The 23,615-nt window shown below is 69.0% G+C and carries 23 protein-coding genes; 6 read left to right on the top strand and 17 right to left on the bottom strand.

Going from position 1 to position 23,615, the window contains the following annotated elements; all coding sequences use genetic code 11:
* Positions 1–19: 19 nt before the first annotated feature.
* Positions 20–898, top strand: coding sequence for a UTP--glucose-1-phosphate uridylyltransferase (locus tag ABH933_RS02935; protein ID WP_429414849.1), 879 nt, complete (start codon positions 20–22; stop codon positions 896–898).
* Positions 899–981: 83 nt separating this feature from the next.
* Positions 982–1,269: a hypothetical protein gene (locus ABH933_RS02930; protein ID WP_429414846.1), complete on the top strand. Its 288-nt coding sequence runs from the start codon at positions 982–984 to the stop codon at positions 1,267–1,269.
* Positions 1,270–1,310: 41 nt separating this feature from the next.
* Here the strand turns inward: ABH933_RS02930 and ABH933_RS02925 are convergent, their stop codons facing one another.
* The 3 genes from ABH933_RS02925 to ABH933_RS02915 form a co-directional block, all read right to left on the bottom strand.
* A complete protein-coding gene (locus tag ABH933_RS02925) occupies positions 1,311–1,889 on the bottom strand; it encodes a C40 family peptidase (RefSeq protein WP_429414843.1) in 579 nt (192 codons plus the stop codon).
* Positions 1,890–2,305: 416 nt separating this feature from the next.
* Positions 2,306–2,767 carry an MFS transporter gene (locus ABH933_RS02920; protein WP_429414841.1) on the bottom strand — a complete coding sequence of 154 codons (462 nt, stop codon included), beginning with the start codon at positions 2,765–2,767 and terminating at the stop codon, positions 2,306–2,308.
* Between the two features lie 4 nt (positions 2,768–2,771).
* Positions 2,772–3,017 (bottom strand): hypothetical protein, encoded by a 246-nt coding sequence (locus ABH933_RS02915; protein WP_429414838.1) that lies wholly within the window; start codon positions 3,015–3,017, stop codon positions 2,772–2,774.
* 91 nt (positions 3,018–3,108) lie between these two features.
* Here ABH933_RS02915 and ABH933_RS02910 point away from each other — a divergent pair, with 91 nt between their 5' ends.
* The gene (locus ABH933_RS02910; protein WP_429414835.1) at positions 3,109–3,363 is read left to right on the top strand and encodes a hypothetical protein; all 255 of its coding nucleotides are present in this window, start codon (positions 3,109–3,111) and stop codon (positions 3,361–3,363) included.
* Positions 3,360–3,677: a type II toxin-antitoxin system PemK/MazF family toxin gene (locus ABH933_RS02905; RefSeq protein ID WP_429414832.1), complete on the top strand. Its 318-nt coding sequence runs from the start codon at positions 3,360–3,362 to the stop codon at positions 3,675–3,677. Before ABH933_RS02910 ends, ABH933_RS02905 begins: the two co-directional genes overlap by 4 nt.
* Before the next feature lie 289 nt (positions 3,678–3,966).
* On the opposite strand, the gene ABH933_RS02900 is transcribed toward ABH933_RS02905, so the two are convergent.
* Together ABH933_RS02900 and pruA are read right to left on the bottom strand one after the other, a co-directional pair.
* Positions 3,967–4,941, bottom strand: a complete 975-nt coding sequence (locus tag ABH933_RS02900; protein WP_429414829.1) for a proline dehydrogenase family protein — start codon at positions 4,939–4,941, stop codon at positions 3,967–3,969.
* 4 nt (positions 4,942–4,945) lie between these two features.
* Positions 4,946–6,595, bottom strand: a complete 1,650-nt coding sequence (gene pruA, locus ABH933_RS02895) for an L-glutamate gamma-semialdehyde dehydrogenase (RefSeq protein WP_429414826.1) — start codon at positions 6,593–6,595, stop codon at positions 4,946–4,948.
* Positions 6,596–6,683: 88 nt separating this feature from the next.
* On the opposite strand from pruA, the gene ABH933_RS02890 reads away from it, so the two are divergent.
* Both ABH933_RS02890 and ABH933_RS02885 read left to right on the top strand, forming a co-directional pair.
* Positions 6,684–8,330, top strand: coding sequence for a PucR family transcriptional regulator (locus tag ABH933_RS02890; RefSeq protein ID WP_429414823.1), 1,647 nt, complete (start codon positions 6,684–6,686; stop codon positions 8,328–8,330).
* A gap of 164 nt (positions 8,331–8,494) precedes the next feature.
* Positions 8,495–9,157 (top strand): VOC family protein, encoded by a 663-nt coding sequence (locus tag ABH933_RS02885; protein ID WP_215919103.1) that lies wholly within the window; start codon positions 8,495–8,497, stop codon positions 9,155–9,157.
* Between the two features lie 73 nt (positions 9,158–9,230).
* Here the strand turns inward: ABH933_RS02885 and ileS are convergent, their stop codons facing one another.
* The 12 genes from ileS to ftsW form a co-directional block, all read right to left on the bottom strand.
* On the bottom strand, positions 9,231–12,407 hold the full coding sequence (ileS, locus tag ABH933_RS02880; RefSeq protein WP_429414820.1) for an isoleucine--tRNA ligase: 3,177 nt from the start codon (positions 12,405–12,407) through the stop codon (positions 9,231–9,233).
* Between the two features lie 312 nt (positions 12,408–12,719).
* Positions 12,720–12,920, bottom strand: coding sequence for a hypothetical protein (locus tag ABH933_RS02875; protein WP_429415744.1), 201 nt, complete (start codon positions 12,918–12,920; stop codon positions 12,720–12,722).
* Positions 12,921–13,020: 100 nt separating this feature from the next.
* Positions 13,021–13,854, bottom strand: coding sequence for a DivIVA-like cell division protein Wag31 (gene wag31 / locus ABH933_RS02870; RefSeq protein WP_429414817.1), 834 nt, complete (start codon positions 13,852–13,854; stop codon positions 13,021–13,023).
* A 73-nt stretch (positions 13,855–13,927) separates the two neighbouring features.
* Positions 13,928–14,230 (bottom strand): YggT family protein, encoded by a 303-nt coding sequence (locus tag ABH933_RS02865; protein WP_215919099.1) that lies wholly within the window; start codon positions 14,228–14,230, stop codon positions 13,928–13,930.
* A gap of 124 nt (positions 14,231–14,354) precedes the next feature.
* Positions 14,355–15,143, bottom strand: a complete 789-nt coding sequence (locus tag ABH933_RS02860) for a cell division protein SepF (RefSeq protein WP_215919098.1) — start codon at positions 15,141–15,143, stop codon at positions 14,355–14,357.
* 128 nt (positions 15,144–15,271) lie between these two features.
* On the bottom strand, positions 15,272–16,024 hold the full coding sequence (locus ABH933_RS02855; protein WP_429414813.1) for a YggS family pyridoxal phosphate-dependent enzyme: 753 nt from the start codon (positions 16,022–16,024) through the stop codon (positions 15,272–15,274).
* A gap of 76 nt (positions 16,025–16,100) precedes the next feature.
* Complete coding sequence (pgeF, locus tag ABH933_RS02850) at positions 16,101–16,826, bottom strand: peptidoglycan editing factor PgeF (RefSeq protein ID WP_429414810.1); 726 nt, start codon at positions 16,824–16,826, stop codon at positions 16,101–16,103.
* Positions 16,827–17,080: 254 nt separating this feature from the next.
* Positions 17,081–18,304 carry a cell division protein FtsZ gene (ftsZ, locus tag ABH933_RS02845; RefSeq protein ID WP_215919094.1) on the bottom strand — a complete coding sequence of 408 codons (1,224 nt, stop codon included), beginning with the start codon at positions 18,302–18,304 and terminating at the stop codon, positions 17,081–17,083.
* Positions 18,305–18,665: 361 nt separating this feature from the next.
* Positions 18,666–19,349, bottom strand: a complete 684-nt coding sequence (locus ABH933_RS02840) for a cell division protein FtsQ/DivIB (protein ID WP_429414807.1) — start codon at positions 19,347–19,349, stop codon at positions 18,666–18,668.
* A complete protein-coding gene (gene murC, locus ABH933_RS02835; protein ID WP_429414804.1) occupies positions 19,346–20,905 on the bottom strand; it encodes a UDP-N-acetylmuramate--L-alanine ligase in 1,560 nt (519 codons plus the stop codon). Before murC ends, ABH933_RS02840 begins: the two co-directional genes overlap by 4 nt.
* Complete coding sequence (gene murG, locus ABH933_RS02830; protein WP_429414801.1) at positions 20,902–22,065, bottom strand: undecaprenyldiphospho-muramoylpentapeptide beta-N-acetylglucosaminyltransferase; 1,164 nt, start codon at positions 22,063–22,065, stop codon at positions 20,902–20,904. Before murG ends, murC begins: the two co-directional genes overlap by 4 nt.
* Positions 22,062–23,525 (bottom strand): putative lipid II flippase FtsW, encoded by a 1,464-nt coding sequence (gene ftsW / locus ABH933_RS02825; protein WP_429414798.1) that lies wholly within the window; start codon positions 23,523–23,525, stop codon positions 22,062–22,064. Before ftsW ends, murG begins: the two co-directional genes overlap by 4 nt.
* Between the last annotated feature and the right edge of the window lie 90 nt (positions 23,526–23,615).

The following is a 23,615-nucleotide window of genomic DNA, read 5'->3' as shown; positions in this document are numbered from 1 at the left end:
CGTATGTGATGATCGGACAATGACTATCCGTAAGGCCGTGATCCCCGCCGCGGGCATCGGCTCCCGCCTGCTGCCGCTGACCAAGGCGATCCCGAAGGAGATGCTGCCGGTCGGCGACAAGCCGGTGATCGAGCACACCGTCCGTGAGCTCGTAGCCTCGGGCATCACCGACATCACGATCGTGGTGAGCGCTGGAAAGTCGTTGATCCAGGACCATTTCCGGCCCAATCCAGCGCTGGTGGCGCAGCTGCGCGCCGACGGCAAGGCCGCCTACGCCGACGCCGTGGAGGAGGTCGGCGAGCTGGGCCGCCTGGGCCACATCACCTACCTGGACCAGCACGGCCCGTACGGTAACGGCACCCCGGTGCTCAACGCCGCGCGGAACCTGGGCGAGGAGCCGATGCTGGTGCTGTGGCCCGACGACGTGTTCGTCGCCGAGGTGCCGCGCGCCCAGCAGCTCATCGACGCCTACAACAAGACGAAGTCCCCGGTGCTGGCGCTGATGCCGATGCAGCCGCAGGACTCGGTCCGCTACGGCGTGCCGGTCGTGGAGGAGACCTTCGACAACGGCCTGATGCGGATCACCGGGCTCGTGGAGAAGCCCAAGCCGCAGGATGCACCCTCGGCGTTCGCCGCCGTCGGCGGATACGTCGTGACACCGGGCATCATCGAGGAGCTCGACAAGCAGGTCGCCGAGTGGTACACCCACGGGACCGGCGAGGTGTACCTGACCGACGCGATCAACGCCTTCGCCGCCGCGAATGCCGCCTACGGCCAGGTGATCAGCGGCCGCTGGTACGACACGGGCAATCCGGCCGACTATCTGATCGCGCAGTTCGCCTCGGCGATGAACCACCCGCAGTACGGCCCGCGACTGCGTCAGCTGGCCGGCGGGTAACCGAGCGAAAGCTCCCCCGGCCGTACAGGAGGTCTTCGGCCAGGTCACCGCCGCCCCACCGCAGCTGCAGGACGAATTCTTCGGTGCGCTGCACAACTTCTGGAACGGCGCCGGATTCGTGGAGCGCGCGCAGCCTACTCTACTTCGGCGGCAACGGCTTCGAAGGCCGGATCGCGAGCCTGCTGCTGTGGTTCGCGGCGGGCCTGGTGACGCTGCTGGCCGCGAGCCGGTGCGAGCGCCGCTGCGCGGGGATCGCGGCGCAACCGAATACCGCCGCGGGGCGGCACGCGAGCGCGCTCACCACCGCGACGGCACCTCGGGAGACCGCGGTCGAGGCGGAGGAGGAAATGGCCGAGGTCGTCGGCGTGTGAGCACCGACGCCCCTGTCCCCCACCGCGATTCGCCGCTTATGTCAGAAGAAGCGGCGGATCGCGTAGATGTGGAACTGCCGCAGCGGCGAATAGACCACTCCGACGCCGTAGTCGTAGGCGTTGATAACCGTGCCGTTGCCGACGTACATGCCCTCATGCGAGCCGTCCGGGTTCAGCACCACGACATCGCCGGGCTGAATCGATCCCAGCGGCACCGGGCTACCCGCCCTGGCCTGCTGCCAGGTGGTGCGCGGCAGGAAGATGCCCACCCAGCGATAGGCCCACTGCACCAGTCCCGAGCAGTCGAAGGCGTTCGGTCCGGTGCCGCCCCACTGGTAGGGCTTGCCCACCTGGGTCTTCGCGATGGACAGCGCCGCCATCGCGCGGGGGCTGGCCAGCGGCACACTGGCCGAGCCGGTGGCGCTGCCCGACGCCGAGCCGCTGCCGGAACCGGAGGAGGCGCTGCCGGTGCCCCCGGCGATGGGATCCGACGCGCTGCCGGTCTCGGCGCTGCCGGTATTCGCGACGGTGGAGGCGGCAACCGGACCCGGAGCATCGGCGGTCGGCGCGGTGAGGGGAATTCCGGGATCGGCGACCGCCGTGGCGGTCGTCTCCGCCATCGTCGACAGGGTCAGGATCCCCATCACGGCCAGGAGGAGGAATCGGCGGGATCTGCTGTTGCGCCTCGGGGATGGTGAGCCGGCGGAGCTTGCGGAGCCGGCGGGGTGGGTGAATAACGTCGTTCGTGCCATGGCTCGCCCTTCGGGTGACACACCGCCGCGGCCAGTGACCCGGCGATCCGTCAGCACACAACGAGCGCAGGATGACCGCTTCCCCACGGGCATCTCGACCGGGACGACAAGCCTGGTGGTGCATATTTTCGGGTGGGTCGATCGGATGGAACGCGAAGCTCAACTAGACCGTCAGAGTTGCTCTGACATAGCTGTTGTACCTCAGGCCCCACGCACCACACAAGAACCAATGCGTAACAGGACAGAACTATCTCGGTCGGAACGGGGTTTCGGCGCCGCGCCGGCTAGACCTCGCTCAGCTCCCGATGCCGCGTCTCTGGCAGCGCGAGGATCGACACAAGCGATATCACCGCCATGGCGGCCATGAACAACCCGACCGCGGTGGCGCCGCGGGTCTGGCCGAGCTGGGCCACGATCAGCGGCGCCGCGCCGCCACCCGGCACGCCGCCGAGGTTGTAGGCGATGCCCGCGCCGGAATAGCGCACCTCGGTGCCGAACAACTCGGGCAGGAACGCGCCCAGCGGGCCCCACACGATGCCCATGCACAGCAGCGCGCCCGACAGGCTCACCGCGATCAGGATCGGGTTCCTCGTGTTCAACAGCGGGAACATCACCAGGCTCCACACCAGGCTGAAGACCGCCCCGGCCAGCATCAGGCGGCAGCGTCCGAGCACATCCGATCCGCGCGCCACCACGTAGGTCGAGACGCCGAGCACCGTCACCGCGATCAGGCTCAGGCCGAGCACCGTATTACGGGGAACGCCGAGGTTTTTCGCGGTGTACGTGAGGAAGTACGTGGACGCTGATGTAGGACGTCACGTACCCGATCACGATGGCGCCCGCACCGAGCAGCAGTTGCTTGGCATATCGCCTCACCACCGCAACGGCCCGCACCTTCGCCGCGTGCGCGGTGGCCAGGAACTTCGCGAACGCCGGAGTCTCGGCCACCCGCAGCCGGATCCGCAGCCCGACCGCCACGAGCACGAACGACAACACGGCACGTGCCAGCCCCAGGTTTGAGCCACGTCGCTATGACAAAGAAGATCGGCGCACACATTATCGGTGCATATTTTGGTATCATCCCCGTATGACACATGCGATGACAGTCCGGTTGGACGAGGAGACTTATCAGCAACTGAAGGACCTCGAAGCCGCCGGCGCAGCGTCGCGGTCGGCTGCCGTTGTCGAGGCGATCCGCGAGGCCTGGCATCACCTGCAGGAGCAGCGACTGCTCGACGCCTATCAAGCGGCGGTCGAGGAATCGCCGACTTACCCGTACGAGACCGCCGAAGAGCGTTCGACGTTGCGGACACGTCGTAACCGGCGGCAGGCCACCGCGTGACGGCCGTCGCACCGGTACGAGGCCAGGTCTACCGGGCCGACCTCGGCTACGGAGCCAAGCCCTGGCTGATCGTGTCCAACAATGCACGCAATCGGGTGACCGCCGCTGTGCTGGCGGTACGGCTGACTGCCACGAAGAGGGAGCTTCCCACCTGGGTGCCGCTCGGACCGACCGACCCACTCGGCGGGTACGTCAACACCGACAATATCGAAACCCTCGGCAAGAATGAGCTCGGGGACTATCTCGGAACCCTAGCGCCAGCATCCATATTGGCAGTGAACAGAGCACTCGCAGTCGCACTCGGCTTGCCGTAACTCCCCACCCGACGCCGCACCGCACGAGGCGGATTCGACCGAAACGAGGCGGTTGCCACGCTGCTCGGCGGACGCGACAAGTTGGCGTCACTACAGGGGCATCGCGCCCGCCGAGCAGCGGTTCTCTTCCCCGGCCGTCCAGCATTGCCGGGGAAAATTTCCGAGGTAGCCGGGCCGCTCCCCCCTCATCGGGAGCGATCCGGCCCTACCACTGCCTCGCCGAGAACTATAGCAGCATCTGCCATCGTTTGGTGGTACATGCCACTAATTAATGGAACAGTGGCGTGCGTCACAGCTCGGGGGCGGCTGCGCGCAGGAAGAACATCAGGTTCGCGGGACGCTCGGCCAGCCGCCGCACGAAGTAGCCGTACCACTGGTCCCCGAAGGGCACATAGACCCGCAGATGCTGGCCCAGCCCGATCAGCCGCTCCTGCTCGGCGGGCCGGATCCCGTACAGCATCTGGAATTCGAAGTCCGTACCGCCACGCGGCACGGCGGTCGCCAGCAGTGCCGCCGCCTCGATCATCGCCGGATCGTGCGTGGCCACCATCGGATATCCGCTGCCCCGCATGAGGATTCGAAGGCACCGCAGATAGGACTCGTCGACCTCGCGCTTGCGGCGGAAGGCCACCGATTCGGGCTCGCTGTAAGCGCCCTTGCACAGCCGGATCCGTGCGCCCTCGGCGGCGAAGGCACGGCTGTCGGCCTCGGTGCGCCGCAGATAGGCCTGCAGCACGGTGCCGACGGTCTCGGGATGCTCGCGCCGCAGCTCGCGCACGATCGCATGCGTCGATTCGGTGGTGGTGTGGTCCTCGGCATCGACGGTCATCCAGATCCCCGCCGCGGCCGCGGATTCCGCGATCGTGCGGGCGTTGCGCAGCGCGACGGCGTGGCCGTCGTCCGGCAGCGCCTGCCCGAGCGCCGACAGCTTCACCGAAACCTCCAGGGGCCGCGGACCGCGCTCGCCCACCTCGAGCGGCAGCTGGGCCAGCTCGCCGATCAGACGCAGGTACTCCCCCGCCACCCGCTCGGCCTGCGCGGGATCGTGGGTGTCCTCGCCCAGGTAGTCGATCGTCACGAATCTGTTGCGCCGCACCAGATCCCGCACGGCGGCCAGGGCGGCGTCGCGGTTATCGCCCGCGACGAACCGGTCGACGATGCGCCGGGTGACCGGCATCCGGGTGATGCTGCGTTCGGCGCGCGCGGAGCGCGCGGCGGCCAACAGCGCGGGCCGCAGAGGATTGGCCATGATTGGTGTACCCATCTCGCTACGCCTCCGATTCGCTCGCCTGATGCGGATATTCGTGCGACGTCGCCGGGACGAAGGTCTCCTTGATCGAGCGCGGTGAGGCCCACCGCAGCAGGTTCAGCGGCGACCCGGCCTTGTCGTTGGTGCCCGAGGCGCGGGCGCCGCCGAAGGGCTGCTGCCCCACCACCGCGCCGGTGGGCTTGTCGTTGACGTAGAAGTTCCCGGCGGCGAAACGCAGTGCCTGGCTCGCCTTTTCCACCGCGTGCCGGTCCTGGGCGACGATCGCGCCGGTCAGCGCGTAGGCCGAGCCCGCGTCGACCACACCGAGCATGTCCTCGAAGGCGCCGGGCCGCGCGTCGTCGTAGACGTGCACCGACAGGATCGGGCCGAAGTATTCGGTCCGGAACGCCTCGTCGCCCGGATCGTCGCCCAGCAGCAGGGTCGGATCGACGAAGTAGCCCACGCTGTCGTCGCAGGTGCCGCCCGCGGCGACGGTCAGGCCCGGCGTCGACTTGGCGCGCTCGAGCACTGCGGCGTTGCGGTCGAAGGCACGCCGATCGATCACGGCGCCACCGAAATTCGTGAAGTCGGTGACATCGCCGTACCGCAGCGCGCCAACCTTGTCGATCAGCTCCGCGCCCATCCGCGCCCACACCGAGCGGGGCACGAACGCCCGCGAGGCCGCCGAGCACTTCTGGCCCTGAAACTCGAAGGCGCCGCGAATCAGCGCCGTGCTCAGCACATCCGGATCCGCGGAGGGGTGCGCGAGCACGAAGTCCTTGCCGCCGGTCTCGCCGACCAGTCGCGGATAGCCGTGGTAGCGGTCGATATTGGCGCCGACCTCGCGCCACAGATGCTGGAAGGTCCGGGTGGAACCGGTGAAGTGGATGCCCGCGAGCCTCGGATCGGTCAGCGCGACATCGGACACCTCGGGCCCGAAGCCGTGCACCAGATTGATCACGCCCGGCGGCAGCCCGGCCGCCTCGAGCAGCCGCATCGTGTGATAAGCGGCGAGGGCCTGGGTCGGGGACGGCTTCCACACCACGGTGTTGCCCATCAGAGCCGGCGCGGTGGGCAGATTTCCGGCGATCGCGGTGAAGTTGAACGGGGTGATCGCGTAGACGAACCCCTCGAGCGGCCGGTAGTCGGTGCGGTTCCACACCCCGGGCGAGGACTGCGGCTGGCCGGCCAGGATCTCGCGGGCGAAGTGCACGTTGAACCGCCAGAAGTCGACCAGTTCGCACGGCGCGTCGATCTCGGCCTGATAGGGCGTCTTGGATTGGCCCAGCATCGTTGCGGCGGCAATGGTTTCGCGCCACGGCCCGGCTAGCAGATCCGCCGCGCGCAGGAAGATCGCGGCGCGATCGTCGAAGGGCAGTGCGCGCCAGGAGGATGCGGCCTCGGTCGCGGCGGTCACCGCGTCGCGGGCCTCCTGCGCCTCGGCCACGTGCAGCGTGCCGAGCACGGCCGCGTGCCGGTGTGGCTGCACCACATCGACCGCGGCTCCCGTGCCGGGACGATGGCGGCCATCGATCACGTGGCAGATCTCGGTGGGCTGCGCGGTCAACTCGGCCAGGGCCGCGCGCAACCGGGCGCGTTCGGGGCTGCCGGGCGCATAGGAGTTGACGGGTTCGTTGGACGGTACAGGGACCGTGGTGATCGCGTCCATAGCGAGAAATAAACACCCTCCGGTGTGCTCACCCCTTGTTCGACCGGACGAATTGCACGATACGTTTTCGTCCGATTGAATGAAGAGTGTGAGCCACTTCATTGCGCTGTCGGAGCTGCTGTCGGCGCTCACCAGCGCGGTCGTCACGCTGGTCGACGCGCCGGCGGGCGAGGAGGTGCTCGTCGGGTCGGTGGCGTTCATGGACGTCGACGATCCGGCCCTCGAGTCCCCGCCCACCCAGTCGCTGCCCGAGGTATACCTGCAGGTCGGGGTGAGCGACGCGGAGGCGCAGCGCTGGCTGCGGGAGCTGGCGGCGCGCTGCCCGTCGCAGTATCGCCCGCGGGTGGTGTTCTCCAAGGGCGCCGACCGGCTCGCCGCGGCGGCCGCCGAGGCCGGGGTGGCGCTGGTCGCGGTGCACCCGCACGCGCGGTGGGAGATGGTGCACGCACTCATCGGGCGGATCACCGGACACGGCGAGACACGCGGCACCACCGCGGCGCCGCCGCTGGATACCGACCTGTTCGGGCTGGCGCAGTCGGTGGCCGAGTCGACCCGGGGGCTGGTCACCATCGAGGATGACCAGTACCGGCTGCTGGCCTATTCGGCCGACAACACCGCCAGCGCCGATGCCGTGCGACGCCTCTCGGTGCTGGGGCGGCAGGGCCCGACCGGGTACCTACACTGGCTCCAGCGCGAGGGGGTCTTCGATCGGCTGCGCAATACCGGTGAGGCCGTGGAGGTTCCGGCCCAGCCGGAGTGGGATACCCGGCGGCGCATTGCCATCGGCATCCGGGAACCGGGTGGTCCGGGCATGCGTCAGCGCACGGTGCTCGGCACGATCTGGGTACAGGAGGGCGCCGAGCCGCTGGCGCCGGACAGTCCACGGGTCCTGCGCGGGGCGACATCCATTGCGGCGCGCGCCATCTGGCGCACCCGTCATGCGCCGACCGCCGACACGCTACTGATCCAGCGACTGCTCGGTGAGCACGGCGGCGACGTGGACATCGCAGCCTTCGCCGACACCTTCGGAATGGCGGTGAACGGTCGCGCGGCGATCGTCGGATTCGCCCGGCACACCGAGAGCGCCGAGGCAATGCACCGGGCCGCGGTCACACTCCGCCTGCACGCCAGCGCCTTCCGGCAGGACTGCGTGACGACGCTGATCGGCGACCGGCTCTATGTGCTGTTCCCCGAACACCATTCGGCAGAGCGGGTCACCTCGTGGACCCGGCAGGTGATCGGGCAGCTCGCCGAGCGGTCCGGGCTGAACCTGCGCGCGGCCATCGCCGCCCCGGTGGACGGGCTGGCCGACGCCGCACGCGCCCGCGCCGAGGTGGACCGTGTCCTGGACCGCACCGCCGAACTGCCCGCCGACGAGGCCGTCACCACCCTGGCCCGATCGCGCACCACGGTGCTCCTTGCCGAAATCCTCACCCTCATCGGCGATCGCCCGCAGCTGCGCGACCCGCGCCTGGACACGCTCGCCGAGTACGACGAAAAGTATTCCGCGGACCTGTGTTCCAGCCTGGAGGTCTACCTGGCACATCGCGGCGACGTCCGCGCGGCCGCGGCCGACCTGCGCATCCACCCCAACACCCTGCGCTACCGCATCCGCCGCGCCACCCAGCTGATGGGCCTGGATCTGGATTCCGCCCCCGACCGCCTGCTGCTGGAAATCCAACTGGCAGTACACCGTCAGGCCGACACCCCGCCACCGTCGCAGGTTCGGGCCTAGGCTCGAGGGCGTGAGTGAGCTTGCCAACGAACCATCAGCACAGCGCGCCTCGCGCACGACGGAGCCGAGCGCCAGCGAGGTGCAGTCGTGAGTGAGCTTGCGAACGAACCATCAGCACAGCGCGCCTCGCGCACGACGGAGCCGAGCGCCAGCGAGGTGCAGTCGTGAGCGAACTCGATCATCTGGTGCTGGCGACGCCGCGGCTGTCCGAGACCGTCGAGACGGTGGCCCACCTGACGGGCCTCGAGCCCGTCGAGGGCGGTCGGCACCCCGGGCGCGGAACCCGGAACTTTCTGCTGGGCCTCGGCGTGGGTCTGGGCCTGGGGCACGGCGGTTATCTGGAGATCATCGGCCCGGATCCGGACCAGCCCGAGCCCCCGAGTCCCCGGCCGTTCGATGTCGATTCGCTGGCCGGACCCCGGCTGGTGTCGTGGGCCGTGCGAGTGCAGGACATCGATGCGGCGATCGCCGCGGTCCGCGCACAGGGATTCGATCCCGGCGACGCGTCGGAGATGTCCCGCACCACCCCGCGCGGGGAGACGCTGCGGTGGCGGCTCACCGCCGGGTCCCCCACCGGCCTGGTTCCGTTCCTCATCGACTGGGGCGACAGCCCGCATCCCTCGTTCGCGCTGCCGCGGCTCAACCTGCTGCGGCTGACCGCGGTGCATCCCGATCCCGACGCGATATCCGCTCGGCTGCGGGCGATCTCGGTCGACGTGGCCGAGGCGGACGACGCACCCCGGACCGCGGTCGCGGTGCGCCCCGGGATCCGCGAGATGTTGTCGGCCGTGGTCGAGGGCCCCAAGGGAGCCGTCGCCCTGTTCTGACCGGGCCCGCTGTGCCGGACGGATTCTCGGAAATCCGCCCGGCACACCGGACCGCTCGGCCCTGGCGATCGAGTCAGGCCTTGGTGATCGAAACCTTGACCCCGCCGACGATCTCGGACGCCGCCGCGCCCGCGTCACCGAAGGTCAGTGTCGTGGCGAGGATTTCGCCCGCGATCAGATCGCGATGGGTGTGCGCCCAGGCACTGTGCTCGACGGGCACATCCAGGACGACCGTGATCCGGTCGGAGACGTCCAGGCCCAGCGACTTGCGGGTCTCCTGCAGGTCGCGGATGAGGTCGCGGGCCCAGCCCTCGGCCTCGAGCTCCTCGGTGACATGCGAATTCAGCACCACCAGACCGGAATTGCCGGGCAGGGCGGCGGTGGATTCGGGTTCGGCGGCCACCAGGCGCTGGGTGTACTCCTCGGGCAGGAGTTCCACTCCGGCCGCGGTGACCACGCCCTCGGGGCTCTCGGACCATTCCCCGGCCTTGACCGCCTTGATCACCGTCTGCACCTGCTTGCCCAGGCGCGGACCCGCGGCGCGGGCGTTCACGACCAGCTCGAAGCGGCCGTGCGCGGCAACATCCGCGGTCAGGTCGACCTTCTTGACGTTCACCTCGTCGGCGATCAGATCGGTGAAGGGCACCAGGGCCTCGGCGTCCGCGGCGGCCACGGTCACCTCCGACAGCGGCAGGCGCACGCGCAGATTCTGCGCCTTGCGCAGGCTCAGCACCGTCGAGCAGACCGTGCGGACCTCGTCCATCGCGGCCACCAGCTCCGGATCCCGCGGCAGCTCGTCGGCCCGCGGCCAGTCGGTCAGGTGCACCGAGCGCCCGCCGGTCAGCCCGCGCCAGATCACCTCGGTGACCAGCGGCAGCAGCGGCGCCGCCAGGCGCGCGGTGACCTCCAGCACCGTGTGCAGGGTGTCGATCGCATCGCGGTCCTCCTCCCAGAACCGCGAACGCGACCGGCGCACATACCAATTGGTCAGCGCGTCCGCGAACGAGCGCAGTTCCTCGCAGGCGGTGTCGATGTCGTACGCCTCGAGCGCATCGGTCATCACCTCGCGCGCCTGCGCCAGCTTGGCCAGGATGTAGCGGTCCAGCACATGTGGCGAATCGGTGCGCGGGGTACCGGGTTTCGAGGCGTACAGCTGCAGGAACGTCCACGCGTTCCACAGCGGCCGCAGCGCATGGCTCACGCCCTCGCGGATGCCGCGCTCGGTGACGATGAGGTTGCCGCCGCGCAGCACCGGCGAGGCCATCAGGAACCAGCGCATCGCATCGGAGCCGTCGCGGTCGAACACCTCGTTGACGTCCGGGTAGTTGCCCTTGGACTTGGACATCTTGAGCCCGTCGTCGCCGAGCACGATGCCGTGCGCGACAACGGACTTGAACGCGGGGCGGTCGAACAGCGCGGTCGAGAGCACGTGCAGGTTGTAGAACCAGCCGCGGGTCTGGCCGTTGTACTCGACGATGAAATCGCCGGGGTTGTGCGCGAACTCGGTGTCGGTGCCCTCGAACCACTCCTTGTTCTCGAACGGGTAGTGCACCTGCGCGTACGGCATCGAGCCCGAATCGAACCAGCAGTCCAGCACCTCGGGCGTGCGGCGCATCATCGACTTCCCGGTCGGGTCATCGGGATTCGGGCGCACCAGCTCGTCGATGGCGGGGCGGTGCAGATCCGCCGGGCGCACGCCGAAGTCACGCTCGAGCGCATCGAGCGAGCCGTACACGTCGATGCGCGGGTACTCCGGGTCGTCGGAGATCCAGACCGGGATCGGCGAGCCCCAGTAGCGATTACGGCTGATGTTCCAGTCGCGCGCGTTCTCCAGCCACTTGCCGAACTGCCCGTCCCGGATGTGATCGGGGACCCAGGTGATCTGCTTGTTGAGCTCCACCATCCGGTCACGGAACTTGGTGACGGCCACGAACCACGACGGCACCGCCATGTAGATCAGCGGCTGGCCCGAACGCCAGCTGTGCGGGTAGGAGTGCTCGATCGTCTCGTGCCGCACCAGCTTTCCGGCGGCCTTGAGATCCTTGATGATGACCGGGTTGGCGTCGAAGACCATCAGGCCCTCGTACGGCGGGACCATCGAGGTGAACCGGCCGCCCGGATCGAGCGGCTGTACCAGCTCGATCCCGTTGGCGGAGGCCACGTCCATGTCCTCCTCACCGAATGCCGGTGCCAGATGCACGATCCCGGTGCCGGAGTCGGTGGTGACGTAGTCGGCCGTCAGCACCCGGTGCGAGTTCGGGTGTCCGGCGAAGAAGTCGAACGGCGGCTCGTAGCGCAGGTCGGCCAGCGCGGCACCCGCGTACTCGCCGAGCACCTGCGGCTCCTCGCCGAACTCGCGCGCATAGTGCGACACCCGTTCGGCGGCAAGCAGATACTCCCTGCCCTCCGGCGCGCCGCCGGTGATCCGGATGTGCCGATACGTGATGTCGGGATGTACCGCGATCGCCAGGTTGGACGGCAGCGTCCACGGCGTCGTCGTCCAGATCAGCGCGCTGACCCCGTTCAGGGCGTGCAGCGGATGATCGCCCGGGACCCGCAGGACCATGCCGACGGTGACCGCCGGATCCTGGCGCATCCGGTAGGCGTCGTCGAGCCGGGCCTCCTGGTTCGACAGCGGCGTCTGCTCGTACCAGCTGTAGGGCAGGACCCGGAAACCCTGGTAGATGAGGCCCTTGTCGTACAGCGACTTGAATGCCCACATGACCGACTCCATGAAGTCCAGGTCGAGGGTTTTGTAGTCGTTGTCGAAATCGACCCAGCGGGCCTGGCGGGTCACATAATCGCGCCACTCACCGGTGTAGCGCAGCACCGAGGATTTGACCGCGGCATTGAATTTCGCCAGGCCCATCTCTTCGATCTGTGATTTGTCCGTGATACCGAGCTGCTTCTCCGCTTCGAGTTCCGCGGGCAGCCCGTGGGTATCCCAGCCGAATCGCCGCTCGACCTTCTTCCGCCGCATAGTCTGAAATCGAGGGATTAAATCCTTGACATACCCGGTCAACAGATGGCCGTAGTGTGGCAAACCGTTGGCGAACGGCGGGCCGTCGTAGAAGACGAACTCCTGTGCGCCGGAGCGGTTCTCGATGCTCGTGCGGAAGGTGTCGTCGGCGGCCCAGTAGTCGAGCACCCGCCGTTCCAGATCCGGGAAGGACACCTGCCCGCCCGCGCCCAGATCGACGCGGGGATAGGCGTCGTGGGGTGCGTTGCCTGGGGTTGTCTCGTCCGCCATCTCGGGGCGTGTCTCCTCGTGCCGGGCGCCTGCGGCGCAACCAGGGGCACGGGGACGATGCCGGCGCCGGTGCGCCGAAACCGCGGTACCACCCCGCTTGTCCGGTGCTGGCGGGCAGTGATAGCTCCGGACCTCTCATTGTGAGCTGTGACGGGCTCACCCGTTCGGTTCTACTGAGCGCCGCAGCTCGCGACGCCGTTCTTCCGAAAGCTCCCCGGTGATTGCCGGATCAACGCCGCACTTCGGGTTTGATTGTAGCCAGTGCGGTCAACACTATTTCCGGCGCACCTGACGGCCGGAGCGGACACAGCGTCAGTGTTTGACGTGACGACCGGGGCGCGATTGGGTGCCGTCATCGGAATCGCGCAGCGACAGCGCGCTCACCAGCAACAACACCGCGCCTATGACACAGACGACGATGCAGCCCCAGGCCCACACCACCGAACCGGTGGTCAGTGCTGCTACCAGCAGGGCAAATCCGATCGCCGCCAGGACGAGCGTCAGGACGAGCATGGTCACCCCCTAGGCGTGCCTGCGGGCTCGACGGTCTTCCGAGCACAACTTCGTGTTGCGCCAATCCCAGATTACAGAAGCGGCGGCTGTCGAGTCGAACTCAGTTGCCCTTGGCGAAGCTGGCAGGGACGTGGTTGCTGCCGGCCCCCTCGAATCCGTCGCCGCCGTCGACAGGCACCGCCGAGCCGCGGTTCTCCAGCTCCTCGAGCTGCGACTCCAGGTAGGACTTCAGCCGCACCCGGTACTCGCGCTCGAAGGTCTTGAGCTGTTCGATACGGCTCTCGAGCACGCTGCGCTGCTGGGTGATGGTCGCCATGATCTCGCTGTGCTTGCGCTCCGCGTCGGCCTGCAGCGAATCGGCCTTCTCCTTGGCCTGGCGCAGCTGGGTGTCCGAACGGTTCTGCGCATCGGTCAGCAGGGTTTCGGCCTTCTGGCGGGCCTCGGACACCATGCCCTCGGAGCGGGTGCGCGCCTCGCCGACCAGTCGCTCGGAGTTAGCCCGGGCGTTCGCGAGGAGCTGCTCGGCCTCGGACTTGGCATCGCTGGTGAGCCGGTCGGCCATTTCCTGGGCCAGGCTGAGCACCTTGGCCGCCTGTAGGTTCGCATCGGCAACGCCGGTGTCCTTGACCGGTGCGGGCTGCGCGATCGGCATCGGCGCCACGGGCGTGACCGGCACGGGCTTGGGCGGTTCCGGTTGCGGCGGAGCCTGTTTCACCGCCTGCGGCGCCGGGCGGGGGGCCGCCTTCGCATCGGACAGCTCGGCATCCAGCTCGGCAACCCGCTGGCGCAGGTCCGCGTTCTCCTCGATGAGGCGTGAGAGCTCCTGCTCGACCAGGTCGAGGAACGCGTCGACTTCATCCTCGTTGTAGCCGCGCTTCCCGATCGGCGGTTTGCTGAACGCGACGTTGTGCACATCGGCTGGGGTCAGCGGCATGGAAGGATCCCTTCACGCTTCGTACGGAGGTCTAGCGGTAGATCAAGCAAGCTATTCTTCTCGACCCATTCTGTCACACCGGCGCGCGCACCTGCCCGAGCGTGCCGGTGACGGACATCAAGATGAACACGATGAATATCAACACCATAATCGACAGATCGAGCCGAATTCCGCCCAAGTTCACCGGGGGTATCAGCCGTCGCAGCAGTTTCACCGGCGGATCCGTGATCGTGAAGACCACCTCGAGGAGGATGACGACGATCCCGCGGGGACGCCACTCACGGGCGAAGTTCCGGATGAACTCGACGATGATCCGGCCGATGAGCAGCAACCAGAAGACGAACAGCAGGAAGTTCAACACACTGAACAGGGCCACCCGCCCACTCTGCCTCAGATTCGGTGTCCTGCAAACTCCCCGCGCCGTTCACTACGGCGCGGCATCCCCCGCGCGTCGCGCGCCAGCCGGGTGCACGGCCGCGTCGCAACGTCCGATTCGAGCGTTATTTCTGGTTGTAGAAGCCGGTTTCGGCGATGCGGCGGCGCTCCTCGGCCGATACATCCACATCGGCCGGTGAGAGCAGAAACACCTTGGTGGCCACCTTGTCGAACGAGCCACGCAGCGCAAAAGCCAACCCGGCGGCGAAGTCGACCAGGCGACGGGCATCGGAGTTACTCATCTCCACCAGGTCCATGATCACGGGGGTGCCGTCACGGAAGCGCTCACCGATGATCGCGGCCTCGGTGAAGGTGCGCGGGCGCAGCGTGGTGATCTTGGACAAGGGGCCTCCGTCCTCGAAGACCGGCGAGCGGCGCGGGGCGGGCTCGAACCGGGCCCGCTCCTCCAGCCGACGCTCTTCCATCCTGCGCTCGACCTCGGGATCGACCGCCAGCGCACCGTGCGTGGTGCCGCGGATCATCGACGGGCCGGTGCCGAGACCACGCGAGCGCCCCGAGGGGGCCGACTCGATGCGGGTGGGCCGGCGCGGCGGCTCGTAGCGATCCTCCGGATAGGCGTCGTCACCGAACTCACTGCGCCTGGAGACGGTGTATCCGGGCTGGTAGGGAGCCTTATAGGCGGGCTCGGGGTAGTTCTGCTCCGGCTCGTAGCGATCGTCGTCGAAGCGGGAGCGGGCACCGCTCGCCTCGTAGCGGGGCTCGGCGAATTCGCGCGGGCGCCGGGCGCTGCGCTCCTCTCCACCCCGCGGGCCGCGGTCGTCGACGTAGTCGTCCTCGTATTCCTCGAGCGGAACCATGCCGAAGTAAGCCTTGAACCTGTGCAGCGTACTCATGCTGCCACCTCGCTGCGCTCGCTCATCTGGTCGACCTTCCTACGGCCCCTGGCCTGGGGTGTTGAAGTCTTGCTCAATCCTCTCAGCCCCAAGCATATGTTTCGAATGTGACTGATGAGGTTTGTTTGCTATCCCGAGGTTATCGGTCGAGCGCCCATCAAGGCGGTACCGACACGCACACACGTTGAGCCGTGTCGAATAGCCGCCTCCAGATCTTCCGACATGCCTGCGGAGAGTTCGGTCCCCGCGGGGTGTTGCATTAACAATCGGGCATGCAGGGCGGCCAGTCGAGCAAACTCCGGCTCGGGGTCAACACCCACCGGAGGGATCGCCATCAGGCCCGCGAGCTGCAGATTTTCCGAGTTTGCGACCTGATCGGCCAAAGCGGGCAAATCGTCCGGAAACACGCCGCCGCGACCGGGATCGCGGTCGAGGCTGACCTGTAGCAACACACGCAGCGGAGCGACGCGCGCACCGGCCTCGAGGGCGGCTCCCGCACCGGCGTCAAGGGCCGTTACCAGGCGCGAACTGTCCACCGAATGCACCGTATGCGCCCACCGGGCAACGGCTTTGGCCTTGTTGCGCTGCAAGCGCCCGATCATGTGCCATTCGATGCCGGGCAGACGGCGCAACCGGTCCACCTTCGCCCCGGCCTCCTGCTCCCGCGACTCACCGAATTCGCGCCGCCCCAGACCGTAGAGAATCTCGACGTCCGAGGCCGGAAAAAACTTCGTGACCGGCAGCAATCGCACCTGTGCCGGATCGCGCCCGGCGGCGTGGCAGGCGGCGTCGATCCGGTCCAGCAGGCCCGTCAGCGACCGCGACAGCGCCTCGGCGCGCGTCCCGGATTCGGTAGCGGCACTGGTTGATTCGCTCGTCATGACTCGGCTCCCCGGATTGCGACACTCGTCACGAAGCACCCCGGGCGTGTTCCCGGGCCGCTCTGCCCCTGCGCACTCACGCGGTTTCCATCCAGATAACACCCGCGATGCGGCCGGTCGGCGCGCCGCGGCGGTGGCTGAACAGCGTCCGGTCCTCGATCGTGCACCGCGGATCGACCGCGGCGGCGCCCACGCCCGCCGCCTCGAGCTGCCGCCGGATGCCCGCGCGCAGGTCCAGGCCCGGGGTGCCCTTGGCCGTCGTGGTGGCGCTGCCGGGCAGGTGCGCCTCGACGTCGGCACGCATCGCCGCCGGGACCTCGTACTGCCGCCCGCTGGCCGCGGGGCCGAGGAACGCGCCGATGCGTTCGGGACGGGCGCCGACCGATTGCATCGCCTCGAGCACGCGCGGCACGATTCCGATCCGCGCACCCACCCGGCCCGCGTGCACGGCCGCGATCACCCCGGCCTCGTCGTCGGACAGCAGGATCGGCACACAATCGGCGGTCAGCACCACCAGCGCCAGCCCGGGCACGGTCGTCACGAGCGCGTCGGTGACCGGCACGGGCTCCGGCCGCGGTCCGTCGACGATCGCCACCGTCCGGCTGTGCACCTGCTCCATCCAGACCAGCCGGTCGGGTGCGAGCCCGATCCCCTCGGCCAGCCGCACCCTGTTGCGGCGCACCGCGTCCGGATCGTCCCCGACGTGATCACCGAGATTGAACGAGTCGTACGGAGCCTTGGAGAACCCGCCCGCCCGAGTAGTCGTCACCCGTCGTGTACGGATCGTCGTCGCAGCTGTCATACCCCCGAGATTAGTAGCCCCGCCCCAGCGACCCATCATGCACGCGCGACTGGCTCACCCGTGAACCGGCAGCCGCCAGCACCGATCTCGCGGCACTCGCCGGTGCGATGCCCGCGTGACAACTGATTTCGTTAGAACTTGGGTAACTCACCGGGGACGGGCCCACCTCGAGCGGCCGTCACCCGCCGGCCCGACGAGCAAGCCACGCAGCAAGCAACGGCACGCTGAAGTCGCGGGGAGGCGGGGGAGCTTTCTCAGCGCCGCATGAAGGACGGCACGTCGACGTCGTCGTCCGAGTCCTCGTCGGGAGGCTGGATGTGCGCGCGGGAGTTGTGGGCGACCGTAGGCTCCACGGCCGGGCGCGGCTCGTAGGACGGTGCGGGGCCTCGGGATACCGGCGCCGCCGCGGGCGGAGGTGCGGGATCCGCGGTACGCGAGGGGAATTCGCGGGCGTGACTCTGGCCGACCTCCCCGGCCCGCGCCGTGCCGATGGTGGAGCGGGTGATCGGCGCGTCCAGGCGCCGCGTCGGAGCGCCGCTGTCGAACCCGGCCGCGATGACCGTGACGCGAACCTCATCGCCGAGCGAATCGTCGATGACGGTGCCGAAGATGATGTTCGCCTCGATGTGCGCGGCCTCCTGCACCAGCGAGGCGGCCTCGTTGATCTCGAACAGGCCCAGATCCGACCCGCCCGCGATCGACAGCAGCACCCCGTGTGCGCCGTCCATCGAGGCCTCCAGCAGCGGCGAGTTGATCGCCGACTCGGCGGCCTTGACCGAGCGGCCCTCACCGCGCGCCGAGCCGATGCCCATCAGGGCCGAGCCGGCACCCGACATCACGCTCTTGACGTCGGCGAAGTCGACGTTGATCAGGCCGGGGGTGGTGATCAGGTCGGTGATGCCCTGAACACCGTTGAGCAGCACCTCATCCGCGGAACGGAACGCATCCATCAGGCTGACGGCCGCGTCGCCCAGCTGCAGCAGCCGGTCGTTCGGGATGACGATGAGCGTGTCGCAGGATTCGCGCAGCGCCTGGATGCCGGCTTCGGCCTGGTTGCTGCGGCGCTTGCCCTCGAACGAGAAGGGCCGCGTCACCACGCCGATGGTCAGCGCGCCGAGCTTGCGGGCGATGCTCGCCACCACGGGCGCGCCGCCGGTGCCGGTGCCGCCGCCCTCGCCGGCGGTGACGAAGACCATGTCGGCGCCCTTGAGCACCTCCTCGATCTCGTCCTTGTGATCCTCGGCGGCCTTGCGGCCCACCTCCGGATCCGCACCGGCGCCCAGGCCGCGGGTGAGCTCACGACCGACATCGAGCTTGACGTCCGCATCACTCATCAGCAGCGCCTGCGCGTCGGTATTGACGGCGATGAACTCGACTCCCTTGAGTCCCTGTTCGATCATTCGGTTGACGGCGTTGACGCCGCCGCCGCCGATACCGACGACCTTGATCACTGCAAGGTAGTTGTGCGGGGGCGTCATGGGCTCTCGCCTTCCTTCGATCTAAAGCCTGTCGTTTTCGGAATCTCGGCAGAGCGCCGACCCCGGGTGGTTTCGGCCCGGCTAACCCGGGCTTCCGCCCGGAAACCCTAAACCTCAACCACAGGGTTGGAGTTATGTCAAGTATCCGACTGCTGCGGAACGCTATTCGTACCCGCCGCAATCCGCGCGCAGGCGCGCCGACGCGAGAACCAGAATCTTGTGCGATCCGTCTCGTCCGAGCCCGCCCCGCATCGTATCGCGAACCGCCACTCCCGGTGTGGTGAATCGTTCCTAGTGCCCGTGGCAGTTCGGCGTGTATCGCGACACGCGCCGAAAACTGCAAGGGCACAACGGGTATCACTCACCTTACCGTGACCAGGTCGGGACTCGAAACGTCGTATACCTTTCCGGGACGTGTGAGTACGGGCAGCACCACCGCGGCCTTGCGCACGGAATCGGCCGCGCCGCCCCACAACACGGAGCGGCCGTCGCGCAGATCCAGCTCGATGTCCGAAACCGACCGCGCCACAACCCCACCCACCTGGGGCCGCAGCCCCGGCGGGGTGGCGTCCAGCACCTGTACCGCGGCCCTGGTCACCGCGTCGCTATCGCTCGGATGATCGGTGGTGAGCTTGGGCACACCGGGAGGCGGTGGCTCAATGGCGAATTCGACGCCCTCGTCGTCGAGCAGGTGCGTGCCCTGCGGGCTGTCGAAGTACAGCGCCGCGGCGCGCTCGGTGATCGTCACCCGCACCGTGGACGGGAAGACCCGCTGCACCCGCACCTCGCGCACCCTGGGGACGGTGGCCACCCGCCGCGCGACGGCGTCGGTGTCCAGCCGCAGCATCGACACACCATCGGGCACCTGCAGCGCGTCGCGCACCTGCTTCTCGGGCACCGTCTTCAGGCCCTCGATGACCACGCTGCGCACCGCGAGCACCGGCGTGAACCACGCCACCGCCGCCAGCGCAATCCCCACCACCGCAACCGACAAGCCCCACAAGAGCATTCGGCGCGAGGGGGGCCACGCGGGCACGAGCCTCATCGCCCCGTGGACGGGCGCACCCGCAGGCCGTCCAGGATCTGGCCGCCGAGCATCGTCACATCGCCCGCGCCCATGGTGATCACCACGTCACCCGGACGGGCCAGGCCCGCGGCCTGCCGGCCCACCCGCGACATATCCGGTTGATAGTGCACGGGTTTGGAGACCGCCTGGGCCACCAGTGCGCCGTTCACCCCCGGCAGTGGCTTCTCACGCGCGCCGTACACGTCCAGCACCACGACCTCGTCCGCGACATCGAGGGCGGCGCCGAAGTCCGCCGCGAATGTCGCTGTGCGGCTGTACAAATGAGGCTGGAACACCACGATGACCCGGCCCTGCCGCGAGCGCGCGCCGTCGGCGGCCTCCTGGCGGACCAGCTCGGCCGCGGCGCCGAGCACCGCGCGCACCTCGGTCGGATGGTGGGCGTAGTCGTCGAACACACGCACCCCGTTCTCCCGGCCGACGAACTGGAATCTCCGGTGCACCCCGCCGAAACCCTCCAGTCCCTGCAGGATCTCCCCCACCTCGGCGGGAGCGACACGGCCGGCGGCGGCAGGCTGCGTCACCACGGAGGCCCCCGTGGACGCCGCATCGGGCACGGTGCGCCGGCCGTCGCGCGCGGCCAGCAGGGCCGCCAGGGCGTTCAGGGCCATGTGGCGTCCGGGCACGTTCAGGCGCAGCGTGCGCGGCGCGGGCTCGTCGTCGAGCTGGAACGTGGCCATGCCGCCCACATCGCGCGGCTCCCAAGCCAGCAGTCGCGCGCCGACCGGCACCGGGGCATCGGCCAGCTCCCCCGAGCCGTAGCCCAGGACGCGAATGTTCAGATCCCGGGCCGCGACCCGCTCGGCGAGGGCCCGCGAACCCGGATCGTCCAGGCACACGACCAGCAGTCCGCCCGGCGTGATTCGCTCCACGAAATCGTCGAAGACCTGTACGTAGGCCTCATCGGTGCCGAAGAAGTCCAGGTGATCGGACTCGATGTTGGTGACCACCGCGACGTCGGGATCGTATTGCAGCAGCGAACCGTCCGACTCGTCCGCCTCGGCGACGAAGAAGCCGCCCGTGCCGTGATGGGCGTTGGTGCCCGCCTCGTTCAGCTCGCCGCCGACGGCGAAGGACGGATCGAGCCCGCAGTGCTGCAGCGAGACGACCAGCATCGAGGTGGTGGACGTCTTGCCGTGCGTCCCCGACACCAGCAGCGTGCGATGCCCGCGCATCAGCTCGGCGAGCACGGCCGGGCGCAGCAGCACCGGCACCCCGCGCCGCTTCGCCTCCACGAGTTCGGGATTGTCCTTCGGGATGGCCGCATAGGTGGTGACCACCGCGCTGGGCCCGCCGGGCAGCAGATCCAGCGCCCCGGCGTCGTGGCCGATGCGGACCTGGGCGCCGCGGGCGCGCAGCGCGAGCACGCCGCGGCTCTCCTTGGCGTCCGAGCCGGACACCGCGCCGCCGCGGGCGAGCAGAATCCGGGCGATGCCGGACATGCCGGCGCCGCCGATGCCGACCATGTGGACTCGCTGCAACAGCGGGGACAGTTCGGTCTCTCGCTCGCCGGTCATCGCGCCGCCACCTCCATCACGATCCGCGCCACCGCGTCGGCGGCGTCCCGGTGACCCGCCCCGGCGGCGGCCGCGGACATACCGGACAGCCGCGGCGGATCGGTCAGCAGCGGAATCACCTCGTCTATCACGTATTTCGCCGTCAACTCCGCGTCGGGCACGATCTTTCCGCCACCCAGCGCCACAATCGGACGGGCATTGAGCTCCTGCTCGCCGTTGCCGTGCGGCAGCGGCACATAGAACGCCGGGAGCCCGACCGCCGACACCTCGGCCACCGTCATCGCGCCCGCCCGGCAGACCGCCGCGTCCGCCGCGGCATACGCCAGATCCATCCGCGACAAATACGGCACCGCAACGTATTTCGCGACATCGTCCGGGGCGGCGGCCACCTGGACCGAGTTCTTCGGTCCGTGCGCGTGCAGCACCGAAATTCCCGCCGCCAGCAGCTGTGGCGCGGCCGCGGAGACCGCCTCGTTGAGCGTGCGCGCGCCCTGCGAACCGCCGAACACCAGCAGCACCGGCCCGTCCGCGGGCAATCCGAAATGCTCCCGGGCGCTCGCGCGCAACCCCGCGCGGTCCAGCGTCGCGATCGCCGCGCGCACCGGAATTCCGACGATCTCGGCGTCGGCGCGGCCCGCGGCCCGCACCCCCGAATTCGCGACCGCGGCCAGCACCCGCGCCGCGCGGCGCGCGCCGACCTTGTTCGCGATGCCCGCCTTCACATTCGCCTCGTGCACCACCACCGGCACCGCCCGGCGCCCGCGCAGGCCGCGACCGGCGGCCAGATAGGCGGGCAGCGCCACATATCCGCCGAACCCGATGATCACATCGGCCCGCACGGCGTCGATCACCGCCCGGGTCTGCGTCACCGCCGCGCGGACCCGGCCGGGCAGGCGCAGCAGATCGGCGGTGGGCTTGCGCGGCAGCGGCACCGGTGGAATCAGCTCCAGCGGATATCCCCGTTCGGGCACCAGCGTCGTCTCCAGACCGCGCCCCGTGCCCAGCGCCGTGACCCGGATCGAGGGGTCCAGCCGGCGCAGCGCGTCCGCGACCGCCATCGCCGGTTCGATATGCCCGGCGGTGCCACCGCCGGCGACGATCACCGAGAGCGCCCGTCCCCCAGCCTCGTTCCCGCTGGGCCGCTCTGCGGACGTTGTCACCTGGAGTTACCCCGTTCTCTCGCGTGTGTCGTCGGATAGCTGGGCTCCCAGGCCCGCGTGCTCCGCCACGAGGCAGCGCCGCGGCTCTCGCGCCGTGCCGAATCCGAATCTACCCGGCGCCGGCCCGTCGGCAGTGCGCGCTGTGACCGCCGGCCGCCGCCGGACCCGCTGCTCAGGGACCGCGCGGGCGCGCGCCGACCGGCACTCGACCGCGCGGCACCGGGCCGGGCCGGGGTGTACATCTCCGGCCTGGGCAGCCGCAGCAACCTGCTGAACCGCCCATCCTGCCCCGCGTGCAGGGCCGATACCGCCTCGGGTTCGTGCCGGGCCGCATTGGCGATGATGCCGAACATCAGCAGGGTGATCGCCAGCGACGAGCCGCCCGCGGACACCAGCGGCAGCTGCAGGCCGGTCACCGGCAGCAGCCCCACGACGTAGCCGATATTGATCAGCGCCTGACCGGTGATCCACGTCGTCGCGGCGCCCACGAGCAACCGCAGGAACGGATCCACCGAGCGGGCCGCAATGCGCAGCCCGGTGTAGACGAACAATGCGAACAGCCCCAGCACCAGGGCACAGCCGAGGAATCCGAGCTCCTCGCCGATGATCGCGAAGATGAAGTCGTTGTGCGCGTTGGGCAGATAGCTCCACTTGGCCCGGCTCTGGCCCAGCCCGCGGCCCCAGATCCCGCCGTCGGCCAGCGAGAACATGGCCTGGCGCGCCTGATAACCCATACCCTGTGGATCGTCGCCGGGATTCAGGAACGCGCGCATGCGGTCCGACCGGTATCCGGCGGTCAGGGCCAGCACCAGCGCGGCCACGACGCCGGACAGCCCGATCGTCACGAACAGCCGCAGCGGCAGCCCGCCGAACCAGAGCAGCGCCACCAGGATGATGCCCACCGCGATCGTGGTCGACAGGTTCGGCTCGAGCACGATCAGCAGACAGCAGAGCAGCCCCGCCGGCACCAGCGGCATCAGAATGTCCTTGTATCCGGCGGACCGGACATCCTCGCGCCGCGTGGCCAGCAGGTGCGCGCCCCAGACGATCAGGGTCACCTTGACGATCTCCGAGGGCTGCAGATGTATGAAGCCGAAACTGAACCAGCGCCGCGAACCCTGTACCTCCGAGCCGATTCCCGGAATCAGCACGAGGACCAGCGCCAGCACCGACAGGGCGAACATCGGAAAGGACAGCCTGCGCAGCAGGCGCAGCGGAATGCGCAGCGCCACATAGAACAACACCGTGCCCAGGACCGCGAATATCGCCTGCTGAATGAACAGCGAATACGCCGAGCCGTCGTCGGCATAGGATTCCACGCTCGACGCCGACAGCACCATCACCAGGCCGAGCACGGTCAGCAGCGTCGCAATGGTGACGACGAGATGAAAGGAGGCCAGCGGGCGCGCCAGCCAGGCGCCGAACCACGTACCCGAATTCCCGCGCGCCGCTTTCGTCACGATGCCGCCTCGCTAGCGCTCGGCGCCACCGTGCCGGAAGGTCGCTGTGTCTTTGGTTCGCTCGCAAGCTCGCTCACGCCGCCGCCTCAC

The sequence above is a fragment of the Nocardia sp. GP40 genome (assembly GCF_050434125.1).
Lineage (GTDB): Bacteria > Actinomycetota > Actinomycetes > Mycobacteriales > Mycobacteriaceae > Nocardia > Nocardia albiluteola.
This window is presented reverse-complemented; position numbering and strand designations above follow the sequence as displayed.

What these genes read in the sequence shown, in the direction of transcription:
- ileS (WP_429414820.1), bottom strand. Translation starts at nt 12,407, where the DNA reads ATGGCGGACGAGACAACCCCAGGCAACGCACCCCACGACGCCTATCCC.
- pgeF (WP_429414810.1), bottom strand. Translation starts at nt 16,826, where the DNA reads ATGACAGCTGCGACGACGATCCGTACACGACGGGTGACGACTACTCGG.
- ABH933_RS02875 (WP_429415744.1), bottom strand. Translation starts at nt 12,920, where the DNA reads ATGCTCGTCCTGACGCTCGTCCTGGCGGCGATCGGATTTGCCCTGCTG.
- pruA (WP_429414826.1), bottom strand. Translation starts at nt 6,595, where the DNA reads ATGGACGCGATCACCACGGTCCCTGTACCGTCCAACGAACCCGTCAAC.
- ABH933_RS02855 (WP_429414813.1), bottom strand. Translation starts at nt 16,024, where the DNA reads ATGACGAGCGAATCAACCAGTGCCGCTACCGAATCCGGGACGCGCGCC.
- murC (WP_429414804.1), bottom strand. Translation starts at nt 20,905, where the DNA reads ATGACCGGCGAGCGAGAGACCGAACTGTCCCCGCTGTTGCAGCGAGTC.
- ABH933_RS02840 (WP_429414807.1), bottom strand. Translation starts at nt 19,349, where the DNA reads ATGAGGCTCGTGCCCGCGTGGCCCCCCTCGCGCCGAATGCTCTTGTGG.
- wag31 (WP_429414817.1), bottom strand. Translation starts at nt 13,854, where the DNA reads ATGCCGCTGACCCCAGCCGATGTGCACAACGTCGCGTTCAGCAAACCG.
- ABH933_RS02900 (WP_429414829.1), bottom strand. Translation starts at nt 4,941, where the DNA reads ATGGGTACACCAATCATGGCCAATCCTCTGCGGCCCGCGCTGTTGGCC.
- ABH933_RS02925 (WP_429414843.1), bottom strand. Translation starts at nt 1,889, where the DNA reads ATGGCGGAGACGACCGCCACGGCGGTCGCCGATCCCGGAATTCCCCTC.
- ftsZ (WP_215919094.1), bottom strand. Translation starts at nt 18,304, where the DNA reads ATGACGCCCCCGCACAACTACCTTGCAGTGATCAAGGTCGTCGGTATC.
- ABH933_RS02935 (WP_429414849.1), top strand. Translation starts at nt 20, where the DNA reads ATGACTATCCGTAAGGCCGTGATCCCCGCCGCGGGCATCGGCTCCCGC.
- ABH933_RS02860 (WP_215919098.1), bottom strand. Translation starts at nt 15,143, where the DNA reads ATGAGTACGCTGCACAGGTTCAAGGCTTACTTCGGCATGGTTCCGCTC.
- ABH933_RS02910 (WP_429414835.1), top strand. Translation starts at nt 3,109, where the DNA reads ATGACACATGCGATGACAGTCCGGTTGGACGAGGAGACTTATCAGCAA.